This is a genomic window from Vreelandella titanicae (genome assembly GCF_014697095.1).
Lineage (GTDB): Bacteria > Pseudomonadota > Gammaproteobacteria > Pseudomonadales > Halomonadaceae > Vreelandella > Vreelandella titanicae.
In genome coordinates this window covers 3,524,377-3,551,162 of record NZ_CP059082.1, presented here as the reverse complement: position 1 = coordinate 3,551,162, position 26,786 = coordinate 3,524,377, and the positions used below count along the sequence as shown (strand labels likewise).

Here is a 26,786-nt window from a genome sequence, read left to right as displayed (position 1 = left end):
CCCATGAACCTCACCTTTAGCCCCGAAGAGCAGGCATTTCGCGAACAGGTACGCCGCTTTCTAGCCGATGCACTGCCCAGCGATATCAGCCAGCGCGTGCGCTTGGGCCGCCATCTGCGCGCTGATGACTACCTGCGCTGGCAGAATATTCTTAGCGAACAGGGTTGGTTGGCGTCTAACTGGCCAAAAGAGTTTGGCGGCCCAGGCTGGGGGCCAGTACAGCGGCATATTTTCGACGAAGAGTGCGCCGCGGCCCATGCCCCTACGGTCGTTCCCTTCGGCGTTAATATGGTGGCCCCCGTCATCATGAAATTCGGCAGTGTCGAGCAGCAACAGCACTATCTGCCGCGCATTTTGAGCAACCAGGATTGGTGGTGCCAAGGCTACTCAGAGCCCGGCGCTGGCTCTGATTTAGCGGGTCTAAATACCCGCGCCGTTCGCAATGGCGACCACTATATCGTCAATGGTCAGAAAACCTGGACTACCCTGGGACAGCACGCCAACATGCTGTTCTGCCTGGTGCGCACCGACCCAGACGCCAAGAAGCAGGCGGGCATCAGCTTTCTACTCATTGATATGCAGACACCGGGTATCACCGTGCGGCCAATTATTACCCTTGATGGTGCCCACGAAGTTAACGAAATCTTTTTAGATAACGTGCGCGTACCCGTCGACAACCGCGTCGGTGAAGAGGGCCAGGGCTGGACCTGCGCTAAGTTCCTGCTCACCCACGAACGTACGGGGATTGCGGGGCTTGGTCACGCCAAGCAGGCGCTGCGCCACTTGAAGTCGCTGGCGAGCCGGATTCAGCATCGCGACAAACCGCTGCTGGAGCTACCCAGCTTCCGTCAGCGGGTGGTGAAAGCGGAACTCGAACTAATGGCGCTGGAAGTGACTAACCTGCGCGTGATTGCCGCTGCCCGAGATGGCGGTGTACCCGGCGCAGAGAGCTCGCTGCTAAAAGTACGCGGCTCGGAGCTTCGCCAGGAGCTAAGCGAGCTTACCCGGCGCGCCCTGGGCCCTGCTGCGCTGCCATTCTTTCCCGACTTCCTGCATGGCGACGACAGCCTGGATGAGGAACGCGCCCAAAACGCTTCCTCCAGCGCTCAGTATTTCAATCGTCGCAAGCTGTCGATTTATGGCGGCGCCAATGAAATACAAAAAAGTATCGTCGCCAAAACCATTCTAAATATGTGAGGTCACCATGGATTTTGCTTTAACCGACGAGCAGCGCATGCTCGAAGAGACGCTCACCCGTTTGGTGGCCGACCAGGTTTCCGCCGAGCAGCGCCGCGCTATGCTGGCCGCTGCTCCAAACCGCGATTCTGCACTATGGCGCACCTTTGCCGAGCTGGGTTTGCTGCATATGCCCTTCAGCGAAGACATGGGCGGGCTAGGGGGCGATGGCACCGACCTGATGATTATTATGCAGGCACTGGGACGAGGCTTAGTGCCCGAACCCTATCTGGCTGGCCTAGTGCTGCCCGGACAATTACTGGCGCTTACCGCCAACAGCGAACAACAAACCCGGTGGCTAGCCCCACTGCTTGAAGGTGAGCATCAGTTGGCGCTTGCTTGGCAGGAGATTGGCGCCCGCTACGACGCCTTTACGGTAGCTACCCAAGCTACCCAGCAAGGCGACCAATGGCAGTTAAATGGTAAAAAATACGTGGTACTTAACCTTGAAGCCGCTGCGGCTACGCTGGTCAGCGCTCAATTAGCCAGCGGCAAGCTAGGGTTATTTATTGTGCCAGCGGATGCACCGGGCACATCTACGCACCTATATCGCACTATCGACGACCAGCCCGCCGGCGATCTGACCCTGGACAGCGTCACGCTGCCGTTAACCAACTGCCTGAGTGAAGATGTTAGCGATGTGCTAGCGGAGGTACTGGCTGTTGGTCGCGCAGCGCTCTGCGCCCAAGCCATCGGCGCAATGGAGGAGGCCTGCGACCAAACGCTCGCTTATTTAAAAGAGCGCAAGCAGTTTGGCGTACCGCTTTCGACCTTTCAGGCCCTGCAGCACCGCATGGTGGATATGCACTTGCACCTGGAGCAGTCCCGCTCCATGGCGATTTTAGCCGCCACTAGCCTCGCGCTCCCTGCAAGCGAACGGGATTACAAAATTGCCGCGGCCAAAGCCTACTGTGGTGAATCAGCTCGCTTTATTGCCGAACAGGCGATCCAGCTGCATGGGGCGATGGGTATGACCGAAGAGTGCTATGTCGCTAACTACGCCAAGCATCTGGTGATGTTCGATCACTACCTGGGCGACAGCGACTACCATCTCGAAACGGTCAGCGAGCTGTTAAAGGTTGCCTGAGAACGTTGCCAGAAAAGTTAATTAGGGAGCGATACATGCCAGATTACGTCGGCAAGTTAGTGACTGTCAGCGCTATTGAAAACGGTATCGTCGAAGTCGCCATTGCACGTCCAGAAGTACGCAACGCTCTGAATGAAGCCACCGCCCTGGCCCTCAATGAGGCGCTGGCGGCGGTGGCAAACAATGAGCAAGTTCGCTGTGTGATTCTGCGAGGTGAAGGTAGTGCGTTTTGCGCCGGCGCTGACCTGGCAGAGTTTGTGAAGGCAACGTCTCAGCCTGCGAGCGAACGGCTGGAAACGCTCTTTCTGCCCGCTCTGCGCAGTTTAATGGCAATGAATAAACCGGTGATTGCAGCGGTTAGCGGTGCGGCTGCGGGCATCGGTGTTTCCTATGTTCTCGCCAGCGATATGGTGGTGATGGGCCGCTCCGCTTACCTGAAGCTTGCTTTTATCAATATTGGGCTCATTCCCGACGGCGGTGCCTGCTGGCATCTGGTGCGCAAGCTTGGCCATGCCCAGGCATTCGAGATGGCCGCCTTAGCGACCCCCATTTCGGCAGAGCGATGCGTGATGCTGGGCTTGGCCAATCGGGTTGTCGAAGATAACCAAGTACTAGACGAAGCTCGGTCGTTGGCGCAAGCACTGGTGAGTCAATCGCCCCAGGCGTTAAGCGCTACCAAACGCGCCTTACGGGAAGCTGCCCAGCGCCCGCTAAATGACACGATGCAATTAGAGGGCGAGCTTCAAGATCAGTGCAAGGCGTCGGAAGATTTTCACACCCGGGTGGCGGCGTTTCGTCAAAGCCGCCGTAAATGATCTAACGCTTTCTGGTAATCCTGGCGCAGCGTGGCCACTTCTTCGGCCACGCTGTGCATAGAGGCAATAGCGCCTACGCCCTGCCCCGCGCCCCAGATATCCCGCCACGCTTTTGCCTTACTGCTCCCCCCTGAGCCATAACGCATAGCGGTTTTATCACCTTCAGGCAGCGCATCAGGATCCAATCCCGCCTGCTCGATACTTTGCCGCAGATAGTTACCGTGCACGCCGGTAAACAGGTTGGTATAGACAATGTCGCCTGCCGCTGCGTCCAGCACCATCAGTTTATAGGCCGCTTGAGCGTTTGCCTCTTGGGTGGCGATAAAGCGCGTGCCCATATACACCAAGTCCACGCCTAGCGCCTGGGCGGCAACGATCTGTTCACCTTTGCTAATCGCCCCCGCCAGCACTAACGGGCCATCGTAAAAGCGGCGCACCTCCGCCACAAACGCAAAGGGGTTTAACCGCCCGGCATGGCCGCCCGCGCCGTGGCAGACCAGTATCAGCCCATCAACTCCCGCATCGATCGCTTTCTTGGCGTGCCTCAACGTGGTCACATCGTGAAACACCAGCCCGCCATAGGCATGCACCTTTCCCACCACTTGATTAGGCGCGTGCAGACTAGTGATGACCAGCGGCACCTTGAACTCGGCGCATAACGCGACATCGTGCTCTAGACGATCATTGGTGGGGTGCACAATTTGGTTCACCGCAAAGGGCGCTGAGGGTTGTTCGGGGTACTGCGCGTCATAGTCGGCCAGGGTTTGAGTGATCTGCTGTAACCACTCACGTAATACGTCAGCAGGTCGGGCGTTGAGCGCGGGGAAAGCACCCAGAATGCCCGCTTGGCACTGGGCAATCACCAGTTCTGGCCCGGAGACGATAAACATGGGTGAACCGATCACCGGCAGGTTTAATGAAGCGGTTAGACGCGTTAGCATGGGAAACTCGCTGGTTGTTATTGTGAGGCAATACTGCAAAAGGCTCCACTGAGCCTTTCAAGAAGATGTCACACTACAATGGCATGGTCGGAACAACCCTACGCGGGGGCGCTGTGAACCCATCCATGGGCGCTACTTTCGCCATCCCTGGCGAAAGACCCCCGCTACGGGTTGTTCCGACCAATACGTGGATGCCAGAAGCATTTACAGCTTGCTCTCAAGCTCGGGCAGGATCTCAAACAGATCCCCCACTAGGCCGTAATCCGCCACCTGGAAAATCGGTGCTTCGTCGTCTTTATTGATCGCGACGATCACCTTGGAGTCTTTCATGCCCGCCAGGTGCTGAATGGCACCGGAAATACCCACGGCGATATACAGATCTGGGGCAACGATCTTGCCGGTCTGGCCAACCTGCATATCGTTGGGCACAAAGCCTGCGTCTACCGCGGCCCGGGAAGCACCAATGGCAGCCCCCAGCTTGTCGGCAATGCCGTCGAGCAGCTTGAAGTTTTCGCCGTTGCCCATGCCGCGGCCGCCGGAGATCACCACCTTGGCTCCGCCCAATTCGGGACGATCTGACTGCGCCAGCTCCTCTTTGACAAAGCTGGACTGGCTGTTGTCCACCACTACGTCGACGGCTTCCACCGTCGCGCTGCCGCTGGTGCCAACCGCATCAAAGCCGGTGACGCGCACGGTGATGACCTTGAGGGCATCGTCACTTTTCACCGTCGCAATGGCGTTACCGGCGTAGATCGGACGCTTAAAGGTATCGGCGCTGTCCACGGCGATAACGTCCGACAGCTGGCTAACATCTTTTAGCGCGGCTAAACGTGGCAGCACGTTTTTGCCGGTAGTGGAGGCGCTGGCCAGCACGTGGGTGTAGCCATCGGCCAGTTCGACCAGCAGCGCGCCCATGGGCTCGGCGAGCTGGTGGGCGTAAACGGCGTTATCCGCGACGCGGACTTTGCTTACGCCGTCGAGCTTGGCGGCGGCCTCGGCGGCGGCTTGAACGCCTTCACCGGCCACCAGAACGTCAATATCGCCACCGATGGCTTGGGCGGCCGCCACGATGTGGGCGGTGGCGCCGGCCAGTTGGCCTTCGTGTAGATCCGCAAGTACCAGAATGCTCATGGCATCAACTCCTTTCAAAGCTCTTTTCTTAAAGTACGGTTTTCAAAGCACTTATCTTAAAGAGCTTATCTCAAAGAACTTTGGCTTCGTTTTTCAGTTTGTCGATCAGCTCGTCTACCGAGGCGACTTTGACGCCGCCTTTGCGCTCGGCGGGCGACTCTACTTTGAGCAGACTGACCTTGGAGGCGACCTCGATGCCGTAGTCGGCGGGGGTTTTCACATCCAGCGGCTTCTTCTTGGCCTTCATGATGTCGGGCAGCTTGGCGTAGCGAGGCTCATTCAAACGCAGGTCGGTGGTGACAATCGCCGGTAGCGTCAGTGCGATGGTTTGCAGACCACCGTCGATTTCACGCGTCACGTTCACCTTGTCACCGTCCACTGCAACTTCCGAGGCAAAAGTGCCTTGGGGCAGACCGGTCAGCGCGGCGAGCATTTGGCCGGTCTGGTTGTTGTCGGTGTCGATGGCCTGCTTGCCCAGCACCACCAACCCCGGCTGCTCCTCTTCGACCACTTTGGCCAGCAGCTTGGCCACGGCCAGGGATTCGGCGCGCTCGTCGGTTTCGATATGGATGGCGCGGTCAGCGCCCAGCGCCAATGCCGTACGCAGCTGCTCTTGGGCGGCTTTGGGCCCTACCGTGACGGCGACGACTTCTGTCGCCACGCCCTTCTCTTTCAAGCGTACCGCCTCTTCCACGGCAATTTCGCAGAAGGGGTTCATGGCCATTTTGACGTTGGTAAGATCGACATCCGAATGATCCGCCTTAACGCGGATTTTGACGTTATAGTCGATGACGCGTTTCACCGCGACGAGTACTTTCATAAGGCGTGCTCCTGGCGATTAAAAATATTTAATCTAGATAATTTCGCATAGCAGAATTATATTTCACTTTATAAAAAGAACAATAAAAAAACACTGCACAAAGGTCAAGCGCTTCCTCATTCTTACCCCCCTTTAAAAGGGTGCCCATACAAACCACGCTGCCAATAGCGGAATCGAGGCGACCAGAAATCTGCCGTTCCAGCGGTAGCCGATACGCGTGGCGGGTACACCGGTAAATCGGGACAAAATCAGCATTGATGCGGTCATCGGCGACGACATTAGCGCCAGCGCCCAGCCTACCATCAGCGATGCACCTATCAGCGCAGGCGTTAGCCCCTCAATGGCTAGCTGTGGTAGCAGCCCCACCAGCAGCGTTACCGTCACGATAGGATTAACGCCTACCTGGGCTAGCCCCACTACCATCAGCATCGCCAGCACGGCATTGAAGGCGCCCCACGGGTTCAACACCGTTAGTAGCGGCGCCAACTGCTGAGTGTCCACCAGCCCAACGCATAAATGCCCCAAATAGCCCGCCGCCCCTAGCACCACGATCTCATTGGCACTGGGCGAAAGCAGCCACGGCAACTGACGATGCACCGCGCTAACCGCTGCAGGCAGCCCGCCGAAGCCAAGCCTGCGCCGCTGCCAGGCAAGCCAAATCAGCGCCCCCGTGGGCGCACCTAACAGCGCGGCAATGGGTAAGCGCAGTGTTAATAGCCAGGCAAGGCTAAACACCAGCGCCACAATTCCCAGCAGCAACACGCTGAACTGAGCCAGCGGGCGTAACGAAGGAGCAGCTACCGGGGCTTTATTGGCAGGTGGATGCGGGCCGGTGAGAAAATCTACCGCCCATCCGGCCAGAAAAATTAGCACAGCGGCACCCAAAATATACGGCGCAAGCTCAAGCCAAGTGACCTGGGGAAGGCTCGACAGTACGACGGCAACGCCGATACCCATGGGCGAAATAAGCGGCGCCAGTGAAAACCCGCGCAGCAGCGCCAACATCATGCGCCGCTGACGAGCCTCTCGCACCCAGGCACGCCCCTGGGCCGCGCCTAGGGTGTTACTCTTCTCAATCATGGCAGCAAACAAGTTAAGCACGCCGATATTGAGAATAATGCCAAACAGTGCTGAACCGAGCGATAAAATTGGGTAGCGGCGGCTAGGCGGTTGAAGCAGCATGCTTTGCCCACAGCGGCGCACCAGGCGTGAACGGTAGGCAGGCAAACGTAGCATGCTCAACGCCACCACAAAGGTAGCAAAAAACGCAAAACGCCCACTGGCTTCAAACAGCAGTTGGCCTGGGTTCGACGAGTGCCAGAGCGCTAGCAGCGACACTATCCCCGCGGCTAGCAGTAACCCTTTGGCCATCCGCGTTAGCTTGCCAACAAGCGTTAATAGATAGAGCGCCAGCGCGGCAATGCCGACGGCTTGCCAAAACAGGCTGCCAACCACCAGATGAAACAGCGTTGCCAAGGTGACCAGCAGTAACAGAGAAACCCGCAGGCGGGCTGGGCTCACTCAGTTGGCTCCCGGGGTTTGTTTTCTGGAAATCCCTCTGTGGATTCACTGCCACTGCGACGCCGAAAGGAGCCTTCTCCCATGGCCACTAAGCTGCCCTGCTCATCGACTATCTCACCGCTGCTCATATAGGTTTTCTGTCCGCCGCCGCGAACCGTGCCGATTGCCTTCAACACACCTTGCCGGGCAGGGCCCACAAAGGTCGTGGTTAATGAGAGTGTCATTCCTCGGCGAATATTGCCCGGTACATCGCAGTGCAGACCGGCAAGGCTTAAAGCGCTATCCAACATGGAAGCTAATACACCGCCATGTACATTGCCGCTGCGGTTAAGATGTTTTGGCTCAATGGTCAGTTCAACGACTACTCGACCCTCTTCCCACTCAACGACGTGCATGCCCAGCAGTTCGTGGTAGCCCATTAACGCTTGCTGAGGTGAATGACTCATGAGCCGCTCTCCTGCTGGGCTAAATCGCGCAATCGTCCTTTAAGAATTTTGCCGCTGGCGGTGGAAGGTAGCGTATCCATCAATACAATTTGAGTAGGCCGTTTGTAAGGCGCCAACCGCTCGGCAATAAACGCCTTGAGCTCCGCCATATCAACGTCAACACCCGGCTCGCACTGCACAAACGCCACGACTTCTTCGTTTCCGGCGATTTGACGCCCCACTACGGCGGTAAGCGTTACCGCAGGGTGTTCGTTAATCACCGCTTCCACATCCGGCGGGTAGATATTGAAGCCGGAGCGGATAATCAGCTCTTTGCTACGCCCTACAATATAGAGTTGATCCTGGCGATCAAGCTTGGCGATATCGCCGGTATTGAGCCAACCATCGTCAGTTAGAGTGGCCCGAGTGGCTTCCGGCTGACGAAAGTAGCCTTTCATAATGTTAGGCCCGCGCACCCATAGCTCACCTACTTCATCTCCAGGCTGCTCGGTAGTTCCGCTGTCGCTAAGCGGTTCCAGGCGGTACTCAAGTAAAGGCAATACCCGGCCAACGGTGCTAGTTGCATGGTGGTCATCGATGCGGGTCTGGCTGATGGTAGGGCTGGCCTCGGTTAAACCGTAGCCGTTATGCAGCGTCAGCCCAAAGGCTGCCTCTACCCGCACTTTGGTGTCGCTATCTAACGGTGAACCTCCTGCTGACATATAAATTAGATCAGGCGCTTCTAACGGGCGCTGTTCACGTTTTAAAAACTCTAACGCCCGGGCATACATCGCCGGCACTCCCTGGAGAACGGTAATGTGCTCCTGCTTTAGCGTCGCCAACATATGGGCGGCATCGAAGCGCGGCACGGTATACAGGCAGGCGCCGTTATAGAGCGACCCCATACATACCGAAGAGAGGCCAAACACATGAGACATGGGCAGCACGCCGTAGACCCGCTGCCCTTCGCTTAAATGACGCATGCCCCCAGAGATTGAGGCAATATACAGAATGCCACGATGGGTCAGCATGACGCCTTTAGGTGTGCCAGTGGTGCCTGAGGTGTAGATCATCGCCGCCACCTGCTCGGCCCCGCTCGCGCAGACCGGCTCGGGCTCACTGTCATACAGCGGCGAAATGGCCAGCCCACCCAACTGAGGGTGTTGGTAGCGGTCAGCCGCGTGGCGCTCGGCGTGCTGGCACGCCTCTGGGGATGCTTCACAGGTATAGAAGACTCGCCGGGGCAGGCAGTTGCCCTGAATCAGGTCAACTTCCTGTACTGACAGGCGCGAGTTCACAATCGCTACCCAGACATCCAATTCACTGGCGGCCAGCAGCAGCACGACCAGAGCGCGACAGTTTTCACTCACCGTCATAATCCGGTCGCCAGGGCGAATGCCCAATGCGCTTAACCAGCCATAAGCGGCGTGTATTTCTTGACCAAGCTCCGCATAACTCCAGCGCACAGTGCCATCCACTATAGCCGGGTGCTCGCCAAGCAGCTTGGCATTTTCAAGCACGCGGGTACTGAGGCGCTCGGGAAGCTCGGCCACCAGCTCGCTGGCAAGGCGCCCAAAAATAGCCTCGTCCGGCGCTTGGTAGGAAACCGATAAAGCCATTAGGACGCCTCCCGCACCATGTTGCGAGCAATGACGATTTGTTGAATCTGGGTGGTGCCTTCGTAAATACGGAATAGCCGCACATCGCGGTAGAAACGCTCAACCGCGTATTCCGACATGTAACCCGCCCCACCGTGAACCTGCACCGCGCGGTCTGCGACACGGCCCACCATTTCGGCGCAGAACAGTTTGCAGCAGGAGGCCAGTGTCGAAACATTTTCGCCATTGTCTTTACGCCGTGCAGCGTCCATCACCATGGTTTTGCCTGCATAGGCTTCGGTTTTGCTATCCGCCAACATGGCTTGGATCAGCTGATGCTCGGCAAGCGCCGCGCCAAACTGCTTACGCTCCATGGTGTAGCGCAGCGACTCTTCCACTAAGCGCTCGGCCACGCCTACACAGACCGCCGAAATATGCAGCCGCCCACGATCCAGCACCTTCATCGCCGTTTTAAACCCTTGTCCCTCTTTCCCGCCAATAATATTTTCAGCGGGCACCCGGCAGTTGTCGAAAATAATATCGCAGGTATGGGCGCCCTTCTGGCCCATCTTGTTATCCGCAGGGCCGCGTACCAGCCCTGGCGTGTTACCTTCGACGATAAAGGCTGAGATCCCGCCCGCACCTTTATTCTCTGGGTCAGTACGCGCCATCACGGTAAACAGATCGGCTTCTGGGCCGTTGGTGATATAGCGCTTGGTGCCGTTCAAGATATAGTCATCGCCATCCCGCACCGCCGTCGTGCGCAGGCTGGCGGCGTCGGAGCCGGAATCGGGCTCGGTGAGACAAAACGAGCTAAGAATCTCGCCCGTGGCCAAGCGTGGCACATACTTGGCTTTCTGCTCATCAGTACCATCAATCAAAATACCCTGGGCGCCAATGCCATTATTAGTGCCAAACACCGAGCGAAAGGCAGGCGAGGTTTTACCAATCTCCATCGCCACCAGCGCTTCTTCCTCCATCGTCAGGCCTAGGCCGCCGTACTCTTCTGGAATCGATAGCCCGAAAAGCCCCATCTCTTTCATTTCCGCAAGAATTTCCGGGGGCACCGCATCCTCTTCGGCTAGGCGTGCCTCATTAGGAATTAAGCGCTCACGGACAAAGCGGGCGATGGTATCGACAAGCTGGTTAATCAATTCGGGATCGCGAATCATGACGGCTCCTGGTGGCAACGGGTTTTATGGTTAGAGTTATCATTCGAAGTAGCGCTGGGCGTGGACAGTACATGCATTTTGCATAGCAAAACTATTGTCCACTATTCTTGTCAGGCACTTTTGCATAGCCTAGGATGGCAGTCAATAATTGAAACACCATTTTGCAATGCAGAATAACAATGCTAAATATACACCCATTTGCAGAGAGGACTTAGCGTATGGCTAGCGAATCAACACCTTCCCCCTTTACCACGCTTGGCATCGTCGGCACCGGCGCCATGGGGCGTGGCATCGCACAGTTGGCTGCCCAGGCCGGTCTAGACGTCATGCTTTTTGACGTTAAAGAGGGTGCCGCACAAGAAGCGAAAGCCTTTATTAATGGCTTATGGCAGAGAAGTGTCGAAAAGCAGCGCATTAACGCAGAACAGGCGCAGCACTATAGTGAACGGTTGATTGAAGCCAGCGAGCTTGCCGCGCTCGCTCCCTGCGATATTGTGGTGGAAGCCATTGTCGAGAAGCTGGAGGCCAAGCAGGGGCTGTTTAGCGATTTAGAAGCAATCCTCAGCCAGCAGGCTGTGTTGGCGACCAATACCTCTTCACTCTCCGTCACGGCCATTGCCGCCGCCTGCCAGCACCCTGAGCGGGTTATTGGCTTTCACTTCTTTAATCCAGTGCCGCTGATGAAGATTGCCGAGGTCATCCCTGGCTTGCGTACCACCGATGAGGTGACTCAGCGGGTCAATGCTCTAGGACAAGCCATGGGCCACTTTACGGCCCAAACCACCGATACACCTGGGTTTCTGGTTAACCATGCCGGTCGTGCCTTCGGCACTGAAGCGCTGCGACTGCTAGGCGAAAGCGTCGCTGACCCGGCCACTATTGACCGTATTATGGTTGATCAGGGCGGATTCCGGATGGGGCCCTTTACCCTGCTTGATCTTACCGGGCTGGACGTTTCCCACGCCGTGATGGAGTCGGTGTATCACCAGTATTATGAAGAAGCGCGTTTTCGCCCTTCACCGTTAACCCGACAGCGCTTGGCCGCGGGCTTGCTGGGGCGTAAAACCGGCGAAGGCTTTTACCGCTATGTGGAAGGCAAACAGCAGATGCCGGATGAGCCGGTCATCAAGCCTGCCTCACCTTGCCCGGTATGGATTAGCCAGGAAGACCCCGAGAGTGCCAAGGCACTCACCGCGCTGGTGCATGCGGCGGGCTGGCCATTAGAAACTGACCCACTACCCACTGCCCAAGCGCTATGCCTGCTGACTCCCTTTGGAGAAGATGCCACTAGCTGCGCCCTGCGCCAGGGGCTAGACGCTGAGCAGTGTGTAGCGGTGGATATGCTCGCAGGGCTCGATAAACGCCGCAGCCTCATGGCCACGCCAATCACCCACTCCGCTTTCATTCAAGCAGCGCAAAGCCTGCTCAATCATGACGGCACGCCGGTAAGTACTCTGCAGGACAGCAACGGCTTCGTTCTTCAGCGCATTATTGCCTGCATCGTCAACGTCGGTGCCGACATTGCCCAGCAAGGCGTGGCAGAACCCACGACTATCGACCGAGCGGTTGAGCTGGGTTTGGGCTACCCTTTCGGCCCGCTACGCATGGGCGACCATTACGGAGCCACGCGCATCATGACGATATTGACCAACCTGCTTGAGGCCACCGGCGACCCACGCTATCGGCCTAGCCCCTGGCTGCGCCGCCGCGCCGCGCTGCAAATGTCGTTAACCGCCGCTTAACCCTACCAATAACAAGGAGCATCACCATGCAAGACGCCTATATTTACGACGGTTTACGTACCCCTTTTGGTCGCCACGGTGGCAGCTTAGCGGCTATTCGCCCAGATGAGCTGTTGGGGCTGACGCTTAAAACACTGGTAGCCCGCAACCCATTCGCGCCAGCAAGCTATGAAGAGGTGCTGGCAGGCTGCACCAACCAAGCGGGGGAAGACTCCCGAAACGTAGCCCGTCACGGCGCACTGTTGGCAGGTCTGCCCATCGAAGTGGCAGGGCAAACCGTTAACCGGCTTTGCGGCAGTGGCTTGGCAGCGATGATGGATGCGGCCCGGGCGGCACGGCTAGGTGAAGGCGAGCTGTTTTTAGCAGGCGGCGTTGAGTCCATGTCCCGTGCACCTTATGTGTTGGGTAAAGCGGACTCCCCCTATGCCCGCAACCAGCCGCTGTACGACACGGTGATTGGCTCACGCTTTCCCAACCCCTGGATTGCTAAGGAGTACGGCAGCCACAGCATGCCGGAAACTGCTGATAACATTGCCCACGACCTGAATATTAGCCGCGATGAAAGCGACACCTTTGCCGCCCGCTCTCAGGCCCGCTACGCCCAAGCGCTGGCCTCAGGTTTCTACGACGGCGAGATGTTTGGCGTAGAGGTGCCCCAAGGGCGTAAACAGCCGCCACTGTTGGTGGAAAAAGACGAACACCCCCGCCCACAAAGCAGCGAAGACAAACTGGCCCGACTGGGCTCGCTATTCGAGGGTGGCGTGGTCACCGCCGGAAATGCCTCGGGCCTGAATGACGGCGCCGCTGCCATGATTGTCGGCACCAAGGCTGCCGGTGAACGTGTGGGCCTAGCGCCGCGCGCGCGCATTGTCGCCAGCGCCGTTGCCGGTGTGGCTCCGCGGGTTATGGGGTTAGGGCCAGTACCCGCTTCACAAAAGGCGTTGGCGCGTGCAGGGCTTACCCTTGAGCAGATGGATGTGATTGAAATCAACGAAGCGTTTGCCGTTCAGGTGCTTGGCTGCGTGCAGCAGTTGGGTCTCTCCGTTGATGATCCACGCTTGAACGCCAACGGCGGCGCTATCGCCATTGGTCATCCTCTGGGGGCATCAGGAGCACGCTTGGCGCTTACGGCTCTCCGACAGCTTGAAGCGACCGGTGGGCGCTATGCGTTGGTTACCATGTGCATCGGCGTCGGTCAGGGCATTGCCACGATTATCGAGCGTCTGGACAGCTGATTTAGTGTCAAACAGCCGCTATTTCGTTGAGAGGCATGAACGCTGCGTCTAAGTAGATATGCGATACTGGGCGCCATAAGCCACCTATTGTTGGGATATTGAATGCACCCCACCGACACTGATGCTGACGACCCGCAGTTGCCAGGAAAAGATCGTAACTTTGTGACTGCCCTCGCGCGCGGTTTAGAGTTACTGCGCGCCTTTGGCGCAGGTGAAGAGTATTTAGGCAATGCTGAGCTCTCCAACCGTACGAGTATCCCTCGCCCGACGGTGTCACGTTTAACCTATACCCTGACGCAGTTGGGCTATCTCCAACACAATACCCACCTGGAAAAGTACCGCCTTGGGCCAGGTGTCTTAGCCTTGGGATATCGCTTTCTCGCCAATATGGGCATTCGCGAAATTGCTCGCCCGCATCTGCAGAAATTTGCTGATGCCACCGACTGTAACGTTAGCCTGGGCGGGGCCGACCGCAGTGACATGGTTTATTTGGAAACCTGCCACGGCCATGGCCCGCTAATCATTCGCCTGGACACGGGCTCCCGCCTGCCCATTGCCACTTCCGCCATTGGTCGTGCCTGGCTATGCGGTTTGTCTGACGAACGGCGCCAGCAGGTGCTCCAAGAGTTGGCCAGCGAGTATGGTAGCGACTGGCCGCGTTATGAAGCGGGTATACAACAGAGTTTCAAAGACTATGCACAGTACGGTTTTTGTCTCTCTGAGCAGGATTGGCAGCGCGATATTAGCGCGGTGGCGATGCCGCTAATTTTAGAAGATGGCGCCGAGGTCATGGCGATTAACTGCGGCGGCTCCAGCCTGCGCTTGGATCACGACCGCTTGGTTAATAACTTAGGCCCACGTCTCAAAGAAGTCGCTAATCAGATTAAGCAGGAACTAGCGCCAAGAAACCGCTCGGCAAGGTAAATTCAAGCTAGGGAGACTTTAACTAACGCCCGTTTGAATGCATCATAGACTTCTAAACAAGCGCAGCGATACCAAGAGCGCCGAGGAGTGGGGATGCCAAGCGAGTGGATAGCGCGTCATGATCAAACAGTCACCCTTAAAGGCGAGTGGACACTTGCCAATTACCGCTATATCAAAGCGGCGCTTAATCACAGTGAAACTCGAACCGAACTTGGCAAGCCAACGGGTGCGACGGTTTCGTTAGACGCAATAACTCGCCTTGATACCGCCGGTGCCATACTCATTGTAGAGCTGATTGGCGTTGAGAAAGCACAGGCGGTAGCGGATTGGGCAGCAGAACTGCCGAAAGAGCAGCAGGCGCTGCTGGTGCGTATTGCCGAAGCCATGGAAGCGCCGCTTGACGTTGATCCCCCCTCCTATTCGCGTATTAGCCAAGCGCTTGCCAGCGTGGGCCAACACATGGCGGGGCTTTGGTCTCAGCAGCGCCAGCTGCTGGCCTTTATTGGTCTCGTCGTGGCTACCCTATTCCATCTGGCATTGCGGCCACGCCACTGGCGCCTAACGGCCACCGTTGCCCATATTCAGCAGAGCGGTCTTAATGCCGTACCCATCGTCGCGCTACTCACCTTTATGGTGGGTGCCGTTGTGGCTTTCCTTGGCGCTACCGTTTTGCAGGATTTTGGCGCCACGATTTATACCATCGATCTTGTTGCGTTCTCATTCTTACGAGAGTTCGGCGTTCTGCTTGCTGCAATTTTATTAGCGGGACGAACCGCCAGCGCCTTTACTGCCCAGATCGGCGCCATGAAATCCAATGAAGAGATTGATGCCCTGCAGGCCCAAGGGCTAGATCCTATCGAGCTTTTGGTGCTGCCACGGGTAATGGCGATGTTAATTAGCCTGCCCATGCTAGCGTTTGTGGGCATGCTCAGCGGCTTAGCGGGTGGTGCCATGGTCACCTCTTTGTCACTGGATATTTCACTTACCCAGTTCATGGCCACGCTGCAAAAAGACGTATCGGTGACACACTTTTTGGTAGGGCTTAGCAAAGCACCGGTGTTTGCCTTTGTGATCGCCGTTATCGGCTGCCTTGAAGGCTTTAAGGTCAGCGGCAGTGCGCAGTCGGTGGGAGAACACACTACGTCAAGCGTCGTTCAGTCGATTTTTATGGTGATTCTGATTGATGCCGTCGCCGCGCTATTCTTTATGGAGATGGGCTGGTGATCAATTCAGATAAACCGACAGAGCAAAACGACCTACCGGTCATTAAGGTTCGAGGCTTGGTGAACCACTTTGGCGCTCATGTGGTTCACAAAAATTTAGATCTGACCCTTGAACGCGGGGAAATCCTCGGCGTTGTAGGCGGTTCTGGTACCGGCAAATCAGTGCTGTTACGCAGCATCGTTGGTTTGAAGCGCCCCAATGACGGCACGGTTGAAGTCCTAGGCACAACCCTTAACGAGCTTAACGAGGCACAGCGCAGTCAAATAGAGCGGCGCTTTGGTGTACTGTTTCAACGCGGTGCGCTGTTCAGCTCGTTGAACCTGCAAGAAAATATTGCCCTACCGCTAATTGAACACGCCAGGCTACCCCGTGAAGACGCCGAGCATCTTGCCAGGGTAAAGCTAGCGTTGGTCGGGCTGCCGCCACAGGCCGCGCTGCAGTTTCCTGAGTCGCTGTCTGGCGGCATGGTCAAGCGCGCCGCCCTTGCCCGTGCCTTAGCGCTTGATCCTGACATCCTGTTTCTTGATGAGCCCACGGCGGGGCTTGACCCTATTGGCGCTGCGGCCTTCGATCAGTTGCTGGTCACCCTTCGCGATGCGCTGGGTTTCAGCGTATTCCTGGTCACCCATGACTTGGATACGCTCTACGCCGCCTGCGACCGGGTAGCGGTACTCTCACAAAAACGCGTATTAGTCGTAGATACCATTGATAAAGTGGCGGACACCGACGACGAGTGGATTCAAGACTACTTTCACGGCCCGCGTGGTCGAGCCGCTCAGCGTGCTCATACCGGCTCTTCAAATAATGCAAACGTCCAGGAGTGACTGCACATGGAAACACGGGCGCATCACGTTTTAATCGGTCTCTTCACGCTGGCCACTGCCGCTGGCGCGCTGCTGTTTGCACTTTGGATGAGCTATGCAGCGGGCGAACGTAGCTACCAGCCTTATCGTATTCTATTTGAGCGCAGCGTTAGCGGCTTATCGGTCGGCAGCCGAGTGCAGTATAACGGTATTGAGGTGGGGGACGTCACCGAGCTTAACCTTAATCCTGATGACCCTCGGCAAGTGATTGCCCATATCCGCGTCTACGATGACGCACCGATTAAGACAGACACCCGGGCAAAACTTGCCTTTGCCAGTATCACCGGCAGCATGTCCGTGCAACTTCACGGCGGCACCCCTGAAGCCCCACTGCTAATTGACCAAACCAATATCGAAGCACCGTTTATAAACGCAGACCCTTCGCCCATCGCTACGCTGTTTGATGAGGGCGAAGATATGATCGAAAACATCAATTCAATCCTGCAAAACGTCAACGAACTGTTTGACGATAATAACCGTGACCAGGCAGGCAGTATTTTAACCAACATTGCTCAGATCACCGAAATGATTGCCGCCCAGCAGAACGCCCTAGACCAGAATATGGCGCTTTTCGGCGAAGCCACTCGCCAGGCAACTAACACGCTTAGCAGCATCGACGAACTTAGCCAGGAAGCGACACAGCTACTGCGTCAAGATGGCCGGCTGGTAATGGAGAGCGCCGCTGATGCGAGTCGCGATGTGGCCCGGGCAGCTCAACGCATTGAGCAGTTAGTGGAAACTAACGCTGGTGCCATCGAAGGCAGCCTGCAGGGCGCGCAAGATATTGCCCCAGCGCTCTCTTCGCTACGCTCCACGCTCGATACATTGGATCGTATTACCCGCCAGCTAGAGGAGAGCCCAACAGACTTTTTCCTGGGCCGTGATCAGGTAGAGGAGTTCCGCCCATGACATTACGCTCCACCGCCATCGCTTTAGTTAGCGCTGCGCTGCTACTCAGCAGTGGCTGTTCGATTCTGCCCGAAAGTAAGCCAGCGACGCTGTATCGTCTGCCCAGTAGCGATATACAGCCCGTCACATCAGATTCTATGACCACCCGCCAACGCCTGGCGGTGGCGGCCCCACAGGCGGGGCATTTACTGAGTAGCAACCGCATTTTAGTCTACCCGGAGGGCAATATTGTTAATGTCTACGAAGGTGCCCGCTGGCAAGAGAATGCCCCTGCTTTACTCCAATCGCGCTTGATCACTGGGTTACAGCAGAGCCGCCTATTCGCCAGCGTGGGTAGCGATAGCCTGCCTTCCGAGCTATTGCTACTGAGTGAACTACGTCACTTTCAGAGCGACTACGCTACCCGTCCGCCCACGGTGAAGGTTCAGCTCGATGTTCAGCTCGTCAGCACTCAAAACCGCGCTTCAATCGCTACTCAGAGCTTTACCACCAGCGCACAATCTATAAGCACCAATATTCCTGATGTGGTTGATTCATTTGGTGCTGCTAGCGACGAACTTACTGAGCAGCTGGTCAACTGGCTGGCCAATCAGCAGGAAGCCACCATTGACTAAGCTAGAACTGACTAAACCAGACCTAACTAAGCCATGTAATTAGGACGTTGTTGCCCTTCGGACATACTCCCGCGGGTCGCGGGGGTAGTAGCGCTCTGGCTGGCTTTCCAGGTGCGCAAAGTAGCGGGTATCCTTGTAGGGCATTTTCATGTAGCCCGAGACGCCTAGGCCCTCGATTTGGTCTACCGAGGCGAGAATGCGCGCCAGCAGCGTGCGGAACTCGCCCTCTCGAGCCGGATCCAGCAGACGATAGTAGCTATGTATTTTGAGGTGTTGTGGCAGCGCTTCAAAAATGATCATGCCGGTATGGTGAATGTCATTGAGCTGCTGCAGCACATGCATAATCGCCTCGGGCAGCACCAATAGCTCTTCTGGGTCGGGGCCATCTTCGAAGTAGCTGTGCTGACGGGTGCGATCCTCAAGCTCCGGTACTGCGCTCAACTCGTAGCCTATCGCCATGCTGGGTTCGCTTACGAAGGCTTCATCCACGGAAGTACGTTCTAAGTGCAGTGTTTGGCGGGCATTAAACAAGCAGCTTTTAAACACGCCCTGACGATGAATCGCCCGCGCCAAGTGCACCATATTATTGACCGCTTCAATAAAGGCGGGCTTCAGCGTCGGGTCGTGTAAATTTAACGACGAGTCGATATACACACCTTCCCGCTCCCAGCGTACCGCCAAGCCCCCCACTACCGGATATTTTCCCAGGCGGCTGACCGATGCCAAAAAGGCTTTTTCTGTTTCACCCATACCCTGCATAAACTGCTTGTAGTAGCGGTCTAACTGCACATCATTGACATCATTCAGGGTTTCCTGTGCATTCGCTTCGCGTAGAAAGGCTTTGCGCGAGCTATATACCACGGTATCGATCTCCTGATGCGCAGGACGCGCCCATACCGGTACCAGCGGGACACTGAGCGATGTGGGCAGATCGATCATTACTACCCTGGCCATTCGCGGCATGTTTTTTAAAAAGTAGTCGCCCGCTTTGCGCCGCACCTGAGGGTTAGGGTCGAGCATGCCATCCAGGGTGCGGGCAAACTCCATTGGCAACCCCAGCGAACTGGCGGGAATCGCCCGATGGCCAAATCGACACGACTGCGCCGACGCCAGCGCATACAGGGTACCCGCCGCGCCCTGCTCGTCGAATCGCGGCGATGACAGTGCGCCGTTCAACTGCTCTTCGCCGATAAAGTAAACATCACCCAGGCGGGCATTGGTTTGCTGCAAATTATCCGACATCAGCTCCATCACGTTGGCGCCCACAAACTGCAGCTGCGCGTCTAGTTGGGCAAATACCGATGAGCCCCAGTCGATTAGCGCAATAGACTCCTGCTCGGCGTCATACACCAAGTTAGAAGGCTTAATATCTCCATGCACCACCGGACGTGCCTGGGGGCCTGACTCCCGCCGCAAGGCAAGCAGGATGTCGGCCAACTGCTCCGCAATGCGCACAATCAAGCGTGGAGAGAGGCGCCCCTGCTTAAGCGATACCTGCTCTAAATTCCAGCCGGGGGCACGCTCCATTACCAGAATGGACTGCCCCCGGGAGCGCTGGTAAGCAATAAGACCTGGAATGCGTGGATGGGACACCTGTTCCAGCATAAACGCCTCTTCTTCGAGGCGCTCCTGCAAGTGCACAGGTAGGGTAATGCGGGAGAATTTAAAGACATAATGCGCTTTAGCGCCTTGGTGGACGGTGCTGCCGGCAAATACAAAACCGTAGGCGCCCTTGCCAATGAGCTCGATGCCCTGATAGCCCAACTGGGAGAGCTGCGCCTGGCATAGCGCCACCCAGTCTTTAAGCTTACGGGCATCGTGATGGCTCAGCAGATAGACCGACTGCTCTTCAGGTATATAAAACTGCTGAAGCGGTGCCTGGGACATAAGTCGCCTTGCTAGCCCAAGTGAAGCAGCATGGTTTCAGGGGCTTCGAGAAAGCCTTTCCAGACATTACAGAAACGCGCAATGGTACCACCGTCAATAAAGCGGTGATCGCCCGCCCAGGTGATAGTCATGATCGCCCGGCGCTGCACCGCACCCTGCTCATCAAAGCGCGGTAGCCACTGGGTTTTACCAATTGCCACAATGGCGGCCTCTGGCGCGTTAATGATCGGCGCGGCGTAGGTACCTCCCAACGCCCCAATATTGGAAATACTAATGGTGCCTCCTTTTAGATCCACCTGATCAACCCGCCCATCCCGCGCCGAGGTGGTTAGCCGGCCGACTTCCCGGGCAATTTCCAACAGGGTTAAGCGCTCAACGTTTTTAACATTGGGCACCATCAGGCCCGTCTTGCTATCCACCGCCATACCGATATTGCACTGAGGGTAGTAGTACAGCTCATCCCCCGCGGCATTTAACTGGGCATTAACGATGGGCTCTTCAGCGACGGCTAGCGCCATGGCTTTCATAAAAAACGGCATTAGCGTCAGCCGTTCGCCCTGAGCCTCGGCTAGCGGCTTTAAGCGCTCCCGCAGCGCCAACAGTGCAGTAACGTCGATCTCTTCACCGTAGTGAAAATGGGGAATGGTGCTGGCTGCCTCGACCATGCGCTTGGCCATGACCGCCCGCACACCGCGGAGGGGCTCCACTCTGGGTGCCTGAGTTTCAGCTTGGTTCTTAACAGTTTGGTTGTTAACAACGGTTTGGCTAAATGAAGCTTGGGGTGCTTGGTCGAGATGCGCCAACACGTCCTCTTTTAGCACCCGACCGTCTTTGCCGCTGCCAGCGATCTCCGTGAGCTGTAGAGAGTGTTCACGCACTAGGCGTCTAACGGCGGGGCTGGCTGGCACCTTGTCATATAAGCGGCCAGCAGCCGGAATACCTGTAGGGTTGGACGATTCTGTCGTCTGTGCCATTGGCTTTTCACTGGCGGCAGATTGCGCACCGTCTGGCTCAGCCTCACTATTATTGTTACTAGCCCCATCTACTTGATAGGCATACAGCGGCGCATGCACTTTGGCAATTTGGCCCTGGGCCACATACAGCTTGGTCACCACACCGGCTTCGGGGGCGGTAATCTCCACCAGCGCCTTGTCGGTCATGACTTCAACGATAGGCTGATCTTCTTCAATTTGATCGCCTTCAGCGACGCGCCATTCGACGACTTCGCACTCGACAATACCCTCGCCAATATCAGGCAATAAAAAATCGCTCATTGTTTTTCTCCCCATGCGTACTTAGGCATTAATAGCCACTAAAAGTTGACGCTTTCGCGAATCGCTTCAAAAATCTTCAGGTGATCAGGCAGATACTCTTTTTCCAGCACCAGTGGAAAAGGCGTATCCAGACCCGTCACCCGGGCAATGGGCGATTCCAGGTAGAGAAAACAACGCTCTTGAATAGTGGCAGCGATTTCACCGGCAAAGCCACCGGTTAACGGGGCTTCATGGCTCACCACCAGTCGGCCGGTTTTTAACACCGATTCAGCCACCGTATCCGCATCCCAGGGCAGCAGTGAGCGCAGGTCGATCACTTCACAGGCGATGCCCTGCTCTTCGGCTAGCTCGACCGCTTTGCCGATCACCTCCATCTGCGCGCCCCAGCCTACCACGGTAATATCCGTGCCCTCCTTGGTGATTTCGGCTTCGCCAATGGGAAGCTGGTAATCCTCTTCGGGCACTTCACCGACTGAAGCACGATAAAGACGCTTAGGCTCCAGAAAAAGCACCGGATCCGGGTCGCGAATAGCGGCAAGCAGTAGCCCTTTAGCCTGGTATGGGTTGCGCGGCACCACCACCTTTAATCCAGGTGTATGGGTGAAATAAGCTTCCGGTGATTGAGAGTGATAAAGGCCACCAGCGATACCGCCACCGTAAGGAGTGCGAATCGTCAAACCACCAACGTTAAACAGATCGCCTGAGCGGTACCGGAACTTGGCGGTTTCGTTAACGATCTGGTCAAACGCCGGAAAGATATAGTCGGCAAACTGTATTTCTGCCACAGGCACCGAGCCTTGGGCTGCCAAGCCGTTGGCAAAGCCGATAATGCCCTGTTCGACAAGTGGCGTATTGAAACAGCGCGCTTTGCCGTACTTCTCCTGCAGGTGACTGGTGGCCCGAAATACGCCGCCAAAAATACCCACATCTTCACCAAAGCAGATGACTTTTTCATCCTCTGCCATGGCGATATCCAGTGCATTATTAATTGCCTGGAGCATGTTCATGGTAGCCATGTTACGCCTCTCCCTGAGTATCAGTCTCGGTGCCCACGTCTAAATCCAACGACTGCGCCCCGCGGGGATAAGCCTCTGGGTAGCGACGGATATGGCGTTTTAACTGATCGAATTGGCGCTGCAGCGATGGGGTTATATCGGCATACACATCGCTGATCAGGCTCTCTAGCGGCGGCGATGAGCGCTTCTCAGCCCGCTTCATGGTTTCCAGTACTTCACGGCGCAGGGTTTCCTGCTGGGTAGCCTCCTCCTCTTCGCTCCACCACTGTTTCTTCAAGAGCCATTTTTGCAGCCGCAGCAGTGGGTCTTTGGCGCGCCACACCTCCTCCTCATCTTTCGAGCGATAGCCAGAGGGGTCGTCGGAAGAGGAGTGCGCGGCAAGGCGATAGCTCATGGCCTCGATCAATACCGGCTGATTTTTCTCAACCGCGATCTTGCGTGCCTGCCGCGTCGCTTCGTAGACCGCCAGCACATCGTTACCATCTACCCGGATCACGTGCATGTGGTAGCCAAAGGCTCGGGGGGCGATACCGTCGGCGGCAAACTGCTCGACGGCAGGCGTGGAAATGGCATAGCCATTGTTACGGCAGAAGAATATCACCGGCACCTGATGCACTGAGGCCATATTCAGCGCGGCGTGGAAGTCTCCCTCGGAGGCAGCGCCTTCACCAAAAAACGTTAACGTGCAGTGACCGTTACCAGCCAATTTTTGGCCGTAGGCGTAGCCCGTGGCCTGAGGAATCTGAGTCGCTAAGGGGGACGAGATGGTCATGTAGTGCAGCTTGCGCGACCCATAGTGAATCGGCATTTGGCGGCCTTTGCCGTAGTCCAGCTCGTTGCCGAACAGCTGATTCATGAATTCGTCGATCGAGAAGCCGCGATACATTAAAGCGCCCTGCTCGCGGTACTGCGCCATAATCATATCGGCGTCATTTAGCGCAGCAGTGGCGCCCACTACGGCGGCCTCTTCCCCGGTACACTGCATATAAAAGCTCAACCGCCCCTGGCGCTGAGCAGCCATCATACGTTCATCGAGAATACGCGTGGCCAGCATCGCCTGATAGATACGCCGGGCGTGATCACGCTCAAGCGCGGGCTCATCAGCGTCGCTATGCAGCTCACCTTCTGGGTTAAGCAGGCTGAAAGTAGGAATTGAAAATTCGTCGCCGGTCATGAAGTCCGGCTGGTGTACGTACTGTGTCATCATTATTGTCCTTGTTTTGCCCCTTTTGAGGGCAGTGTTGTTGGTATTGACCGTTTATGCCAGTGGATTTATCTGTCATAGGTCAACGCAACATCTATCTACCACAACATTTAGGACAATAACGCAGCGCAAGGACTTTAGGGATGCTACTTAAGATGCAGAGAGGTTAAAACGCAGAAAAATCAGTCATCAGAGATACGCGCACGTAGTTGACGCTGCAACACTTCGAACAAGCTATCAATCGTCAGGGCCAACAATGCAATGGTCAGCGCCCCTTGAACCACATAGGCCATATTGCCGTTCACGATGCCGGAGATAATCGGGTCACCAAGGTTACTTGCTCCCACGGTAGCCCCTAACGCGGCAGTGGCAATATTGATGGTCACCGAGGTTCGGATGCCCGCCAGAATGACCGGTGCTGCCAGAGGGAGCTCAACTTGACACAGGATTTGCGTTGGCTTCATGCCCATAGCGTGAGCAGCCGTTTTAATATCGCCTTCGACGCCCTGCAAACCAGCAAGAGTATTGCGCACGATAGGCAATAGCCCGTAGAGCATTAAAGCGACAATAATGGGCAAGGTGCCAAACCCCAGAACGGGTACCGCCAGCGCCAGAACCGCCACTGGAGGAAACGTTTGCCCTAGTGATGCCAACTGGGCCACCAGTGGTAGAAAATCACTCCCCCACCTGCGGGTAACGGCGATACCCGCCGCGACTCCCACGATAATGGTCACCACCGCTGCAATGCCGACGACAAAGAGGTGGCGGCCTAGCAAAGTGACAAAACCGGCGCGATCGTAGATGACTTGCCGGGCATCGGGCTCAATCCAGCGAAATAGGGGCTCGGCAGCCGACATGGCAAAGACGCTCATCATTAGCAGCGCCCCCCAAAGCAGTGGCCATAGCCATTGTGGGGCTTTTTTGTGGGGCTGGGCGACGCTTAGCGAGTTACTCACGCGGGTTTCCATTGTCCAGTTGAGCCTCCTTGATAATTCTCCGCAACGATAGCTCACCGACCGGCACATCATGTTGGTCAACAACGGTCAACCGGTCGCTATGATCGCGCAGCATCATGGAAAGCGCCTGACGTAGCGAGAAAGTCCCAGGGATGCGCGACTGCGCGGGCAAGGTAGGCCCCATAGAGGTCATATGATCTTTCACACGGGTTAACGCGGCTTGTTTAAGGCCTCTTTCCAGCCCACCTAAAAGCGACTCGACAAAAGGGTCGGCAGGGCTTTGTAATAGCGCCAGCGGTGAACCTTGTTGCACGATTCGACCTTCGCGCATCACCACTAAGTGATCCGCCAGCTTAAGCGCTTCATCCATATCATGGGTCACAAACACTACGGTTTTATGCAGCCGTGCTTGTAGCTTGGCCAGCTCATCCTGTAGCTTTTCACGGGTAATAGGATCAAGCGCGCCGAAGGGTTCATCCATCAACAAAATATCCGGGTCTGCCGCCAGGGCACGCGCAACACCCACTCGCTGCGCCTGCCCCCCTGAAAGCTGATGCGGGTATTTATGCCCAAACTCATCCACTGGCAAACCGAGCAAATGCATTAGCTCGGCCACCCGTGACTGGACGTCCGTTGCTGACCACTTCAATAACCGTGGCACCAGACCGATGTTGCGCGCAACGTTCCAGTGGGGAAACAGCCCGGTGTGCTGTATCACATAGCCAATCCGGCGACGTAGTTTTACAGGGTCATACGCGTCTATCGCCTGCCCATCGAGGATGATGTCGCCTTCGCTGTGCTCAATTAAGCGATTGATCATGCGCAAGGTGGTCGATTTACCACAGCCCGAGGTACCCACTAACGCACAGAATTTACCCTTCGCCACCCGTAGAGAAATATCGTCCACCGCGGTTTCATCCCCAAACCGCTTGGATACGTGGGATAGTTCGATCATCTTGTTCCTCCGGGGCGCAGCGCTTCTGCCAAGGCACCTAAGCCCGCATCCACCACCAGAGCCAGCATTAAAATAGGCAGTGCGCCAAGCAGCACCATATCCATGGCGGCCTGACCTAAGCCTTGAAAAATAAAAGTACCTAACCCGCCCGCACCAATCAGAGCGGCAACGGCGGTAAGCCCAATGGCCTGAACAGTGGTAATTCTCACCCCTTCCAACAGCACCGGCAGCGCCAGCGGTAACCGCACCTGCCAAAAACGCTGCCCGGCACGCATGCCCATGCCTTTGGCGGCTTCTAATGTATCGGGACTGACTTGTTCAAGCGCGGTATAGGTGTTGCGCACAATGGGCAGCAGGCTGTAGCCAATCAGTGCAATTAAGGCGGGCGTAGTGCCAATACCGCTAACGCCAAGCTGGGCTAAAAAAGGCACGTTGGTGGCAAGCCAGGCTAGCGGCGCCAGCAGTAGACCGAATAGCGCCAAACTGGGAATGGTTTGAAGAAAATTGAGCACAGCAAACGCGCCCTTCTGCAGCCGGGCATAGCGGCGCATCAGCATGGCAAGTGCCAGCCCAAGCACAATGCTGACACTGACGGCGATACTGACCAGCTTAATGTGCTGCGCGACGGCGCTTAGAAACTGTTGATCACGGGCTTTAAATTCTTGAACGAGGGCAAGCGTCTCCAGCCCAAAAGCTGCACAGAGCCACCACATCAGCGCGACACCACATAGCAATAGCGTGGGCCATACCCGCGTGAGGTTTAAGCGCAAGCGTAGTTCTACTAAACACAGCAGCAGTACAAACAGAACAACCCAATACGCCGCTCCCATGCCTAAACGCGCTTGAGGCATCTCAGGGTCAATCAGTAAATAGCTGCTCGCCATCAACCCCACTGGCATTAGCGCCATGATCACTATCACCGCCGCTAACAGCGCTCGGTAGTGACGATGGGTTGGCTGGCACGCGAGAATACCGATAAAGGAGAGCAATAGCGTTGCCAATAGCGCACCTGGCCAGCCAAAAGCCTCCAGTGCGCCATGCCCCGTCCCCAACACAATCCGGTTGGGGGCCATGCTGACCACATCAAGTAACCAGAATGCAGCCAGCATAATAAGGCTCAGGCTAACGAGCACAACGTTAGGGTGCCACCCTTCCCAACGAAGCCGCGGGGTGGGCAGTGCATCCATCAACGACATTAATTAGTTATCCCGAGCGTTAGCATTAAATTATAAGATTA

General features: G+C 56.4%; 24 protein-coding genes. 10 read left to right on the top strand and 14 right to left on the bottom strand.

Annotation, left to right across the window (positions count from 1 at the left end; translation table 11 throughout):
* The first annotated feature begins 3 nt into the window (after window positions 1-3).
* The 3 genes from HZS52_RS16360 to HZS52_RS16350 are packed head-to-tail and all read left to right on the top strand — an operon-like array spanning window position 4 to window position 3,138.
* Window positions 4-1,197 (top strand): acyl-CoA dehydrogenase family protein, encoded by a 1,194-nt coding sequence (locus tag HZS52_RS16360; RefSeq protein WP_190373167.1) that lies wholly within the window; start codon window positions 4-6, stop codon window positions 1,195-1,197.
* Window positions 1,198-1,204: 7 nt separating this feature from the next.
* On the top strand, window positions 1,205-2,323 hold the full coding sequence (locus HZS52_RS16355; RefSeq protein ID WP_190373166.1) for an acyl-CoA dehydrogenase family protein: 1,119 nt from the start codon (window positions 1,205-1,207) through the stop codon (window positions 2,321-2,323).
* A 35-nt stretch (window positions 2,324-2,358) separates the two neighbouring features.
* Window positions 2,359-3,138, top strand: a complete 780-nt coding sequence (locus tag HZS52_RS16350) for an enoyl-CoA hydratase/isomerase family protein (RefSeq protein WP_190373165.1) — start codon at window positions 2,359-2,361, stop codon at window positions 3,136-3,138.
* Here the strand turns inward: HZS52_RS16350 and HZS52_RS16345 are convergent.
* The 7 genes from HZS52_RS16345 to HZS52_RS16315 form a co-directional block, all read right to left on the bottom strand.
* Complete coding sequence (locus HZS52_RS16345) at window positions 3,120-4,079, bottom strand: NAD(P)H-dependent flavin oxidoreductase (RefSeq protein ID WP_190373164.1); 960 nt, start codon at window positions 4,077-4,079, stop codon at window positions 3,120-3,122. The genes HZS52_RS16350 and HZS52_RS16345 overlap by 19 nt on opposite strands.
* Before the next feature lie 204 nt (window positions 4,080-4,283).
* Window positions 4,284-5,210, bottom strand: a complete 927-nt coding sequence (locus HZS52_RS16340; protein ID WP_138801545.1) for an electron transfer flavoprotein subunit alpha/FixB family protein — start codon at window positions 5,208-5,210, stop codon at window positions 4,284-4,286.
* Between the two features lie 70 nt (window positions 5,211-5,280).
* Window positions 5,281-6,030: an electron transfer flavoprotein subunit beta/FixA family protein gene (locus tag HZS52_RS16335; protein WP_009287816.1), complete on the bottom strand. Its 750-nt coding sequence runs from the start codon at window positions 6,028-6,030 to the stop codon at window positions 5,281-5,283.
* Window positions 6,031-6,162: 132 nt separating this feature from the next.
* Window positions 6,163-7,551: a hypothetical protein gene (locus HZS52_RS16330; RefSeq protein ID WP_159176833.1), complete on the bottom strand. Its 1,389-nt coding sequence runs from the start codon at window positions 7,549-7,551 to the stop codon at window positions 6,163-6,165.
* Window positions 7,548-7,997: a PaaI family thioesterase gene (locus HZS52_RS16325; RefSeq protein ID WP_027959569.1), complete on the bottom strand. Its 450-nt coding sequence runs from the start codon at window positions 7,995-7,997 to the stop codon at window positions 7,548-7,550. The genes HZS52_RS16330 and HZS52_RS16325 overlap by 4 nt, the downstream gene beginning before the upstream one ends.
* Window positions 7,994-9,595, bottom strand: coding sequence for a class I adenylate-forming enzyme family protein (locus HZS52_RS16320; RefSeq protein ID WP_190373163.1), 1,602 nt, complete (start codon window positions 9,593-9,595; stop codon window positions 7,994-7,996). Before HZS52_RS16320 ends, HZS52_RS16325 begins: the two co-directional genes overlap by 4 nt.
* Window positions 9,595-10,746, bottom strand: coding sequence for an acyl-CoA dehydrogenase family protein (locus HZS52_RS16315; RefSeq protein WP_022523327.1), 1,152 nt, complete (start codon window positions 10,744-10,746; stop codon window positions 9,595-9,597). Before HZS52_RS16315 ends, HZS52_RS16320 begins: the two co-directional genes overlap by 1 nt.
* 218 nt (window positions 10,747-10,964) lie before the next feature.
* On the opposite strand from HZS52_RS16315, the gene HZS52_RS16310 reads away from it, so the two are divergent.
* The 7 genes from HZS52_RS16310 (at window position 10,965) to HZS52_RS16280 (ending at window position 18,257) form a co-directional block, all read left to right on the top strand.
* Window positions 10,965-12,488, top strand: coding sequence for a 3-hydroxyacyl-CoA dehydrogenase (locus HZS52_RS16310; RefSeq protein ID WP_009287811.1), 1,524 nt, complete (start codon window positions 10,965-10,967; stop codon window positions 12,486-12,488).
* A gap of 26 nt (window positions 12,489-12,514) precedes the next feature.
* Window positions 12,515-13,723: a 3-oxoadipyl-CoA thiolase gene (locus HZS52_RS16305; protein WP_009287810.1), complete on the top strand. Its 1,209-nt coding sequence runs from the start codon at window positions 12,515-12,517 to the stop codon at window positions 13,721-13,723.
* Between the two features lie 102 nt (window positions 13,724-13,825).
* Window positions 13,826-14,647, top strand: coding sequence for an IclR family transcriptional regulator (locus HZS52_RS16300; protein WP_027959572.1), 822 nt, complete (start codon window positions 13,826-13,828; stop codon window positions 14,645-14,647).
* A gap of 93 nt (window positions 14,648-14,740) precedes the next feature.
* Window positions 14,741-15,871, top strand: coding sequence for an MlaE family ABC transporter permease (locus tag HZS52_RS16295; protein ID WP_022523323.1), 1,131 nt, complete (start codon window positions 14,741-14,743; stop codon window positions 15,869-15,871).
* Window positions 15,871-16,695: an ABC transporter ATP-binding protein gene (locus tag HZS52_RS16290; RefSeq protein WP_190374930.1), complete on the top strand. Its 825-nt coding sequence runs from the start codon at window positions 15,871-15,873 to the stop codon at window positions 16,693-16,695. Before HZS52_RS16295 ends, HZS52_RS16290 begins: the two co-directional genes overlap by 1 nt.
* 6 nt (window positions 16,696-16,701) lie before the next feature.
* The gene (locus HZS52_RS16285; RefSeq protein ID WP_041159455.1) at window positions 16,702-17,643 is read left to right on the top strand and encodes an MlaD family protein; all 942 of its coding nucleotides are present in this window, start codon (window positions 16,702-16,704) and stop codon (window positions 17,641-17,643) included.
* Window positions 17,640-18,257: an ABC-type transport auxiliary lipoprotein family protein gene (locus HZS52_RS16280; protein ID WP_190373162.1), complete on the top strand. Its 618-nt coding sequence runs from the start codon at window positions 17,640-17,642 to the stop codon at window positions 18,255-18,257. Before HZS52_RS16285 ends, HZS52_RS16280 begins: the two co-directional genes overlap by 4 nt.
* A gap of 39 nt (window positions 18,258-18,296) precedes the next feature.
* On the opposite strand, the gene HZS52_RS16275 is transcribed toward HZS52_RS16280, so the two are convergent.
* The 7 genes from HZS52_RS16275 to HZS52_RS16245 all read right to left on the bottom strand — a co-directional run bounded on the left by HZS52_RS16275 (window position 18,297) and on the right by HZS52_RS16245 (window position 26,745).
* Window positions 18,297-20,144 carry a protein kinase domain-containing protein gene (locus tag HZS52_RS16275; RefSeq protein ID WP_190373161.1) on the bottom strand — a complete coding sequence of 616 codons (1,848 nt, stop codon included), beginning with the start codon at window positions 20,142-20,144 and terminating at the stop codon, window positions 18,297-18,299.
* An 11-nt stretch (window positions 20,145-20,155) separates the two neighbouring features.
* On the bottom strand, window positions 20,156-21,418 hold the full coding sequence (locus HZS52_RS16270) for a 2-oxo acid dehydrogenase subunit E2 (protein WP_041159458.1): 1,263 nt from the start codon (window positions 21,416-21,418) through the stop codon (window positions 20,156-20,158).
* A gap of 38 nt (window positions 21,419-21,456) precedes the next feature.
* Window positions 21,457-22,434: an alpha-ketoacid dehydrogenase subunit beta gene (locus tag HZS52_RS16265; protein ID WP_009287805.1), complete on the bottom strand. Its 978-nt coding sequence runs from the start codon at window positions 22,432-22,434 to the stop codon at window positions 21,457-21,459.
* A 1-nt stretch (window position 22,435) separates the two neighbouring features.
* Window positions 22,436-23,638, bottom strand: coding sequence for a thiamine pyrophosphate-dependent dehydrogenase E1 component subunit alpha (locus HZS52_RS16260; protein ID WP_027959577.1), 1,203 nt, complete (start codon window positions 23,636-23,638; stop codon window positions 22,436-22,438).
* A 182-nt stretch (window positions 23,639-23,820) separates the two neighbouring features.
* A complete protein-coding gene (locus HZS52_RS16255; protein WP_041159461.1) occupies window positions 23,821-24,606 on the bottom strand; it encodes an ABC transporter permease in 786 nt (261 codons plus the stop codon).
* On the bottom strand, window positions 24,587-25,549 hold the full coding sequence (locus HZS52_RS16250) for an ABC transporter ATP-binding protein (RefSeq protein ID WP_022523315.1): 963 nt from the start codon (window positions 25,547-25,549) through the stop codon (window positions 24,587-24,589). The genes HZS52_RS16255 and HZS52_RS16250 overlap by 20 nt, the downstream gene beginning before the upstream one ends.
* Entirely contained in the window at window positions 25,546-26,745 is a 1,200-nt protein-coding gene (locus HZS52_RS16245; RefSeq protein ID WP_039859820.1) for an ABC transporter permease, read from the bottom strand. The genes HZS52_RS16250 and HZS52_RS16245 overlap by 4 nt, the downstream gene beginning before the upstream one ends.
* Window positions 26,746-26,786: the final 41 nt, after the last annotated feature.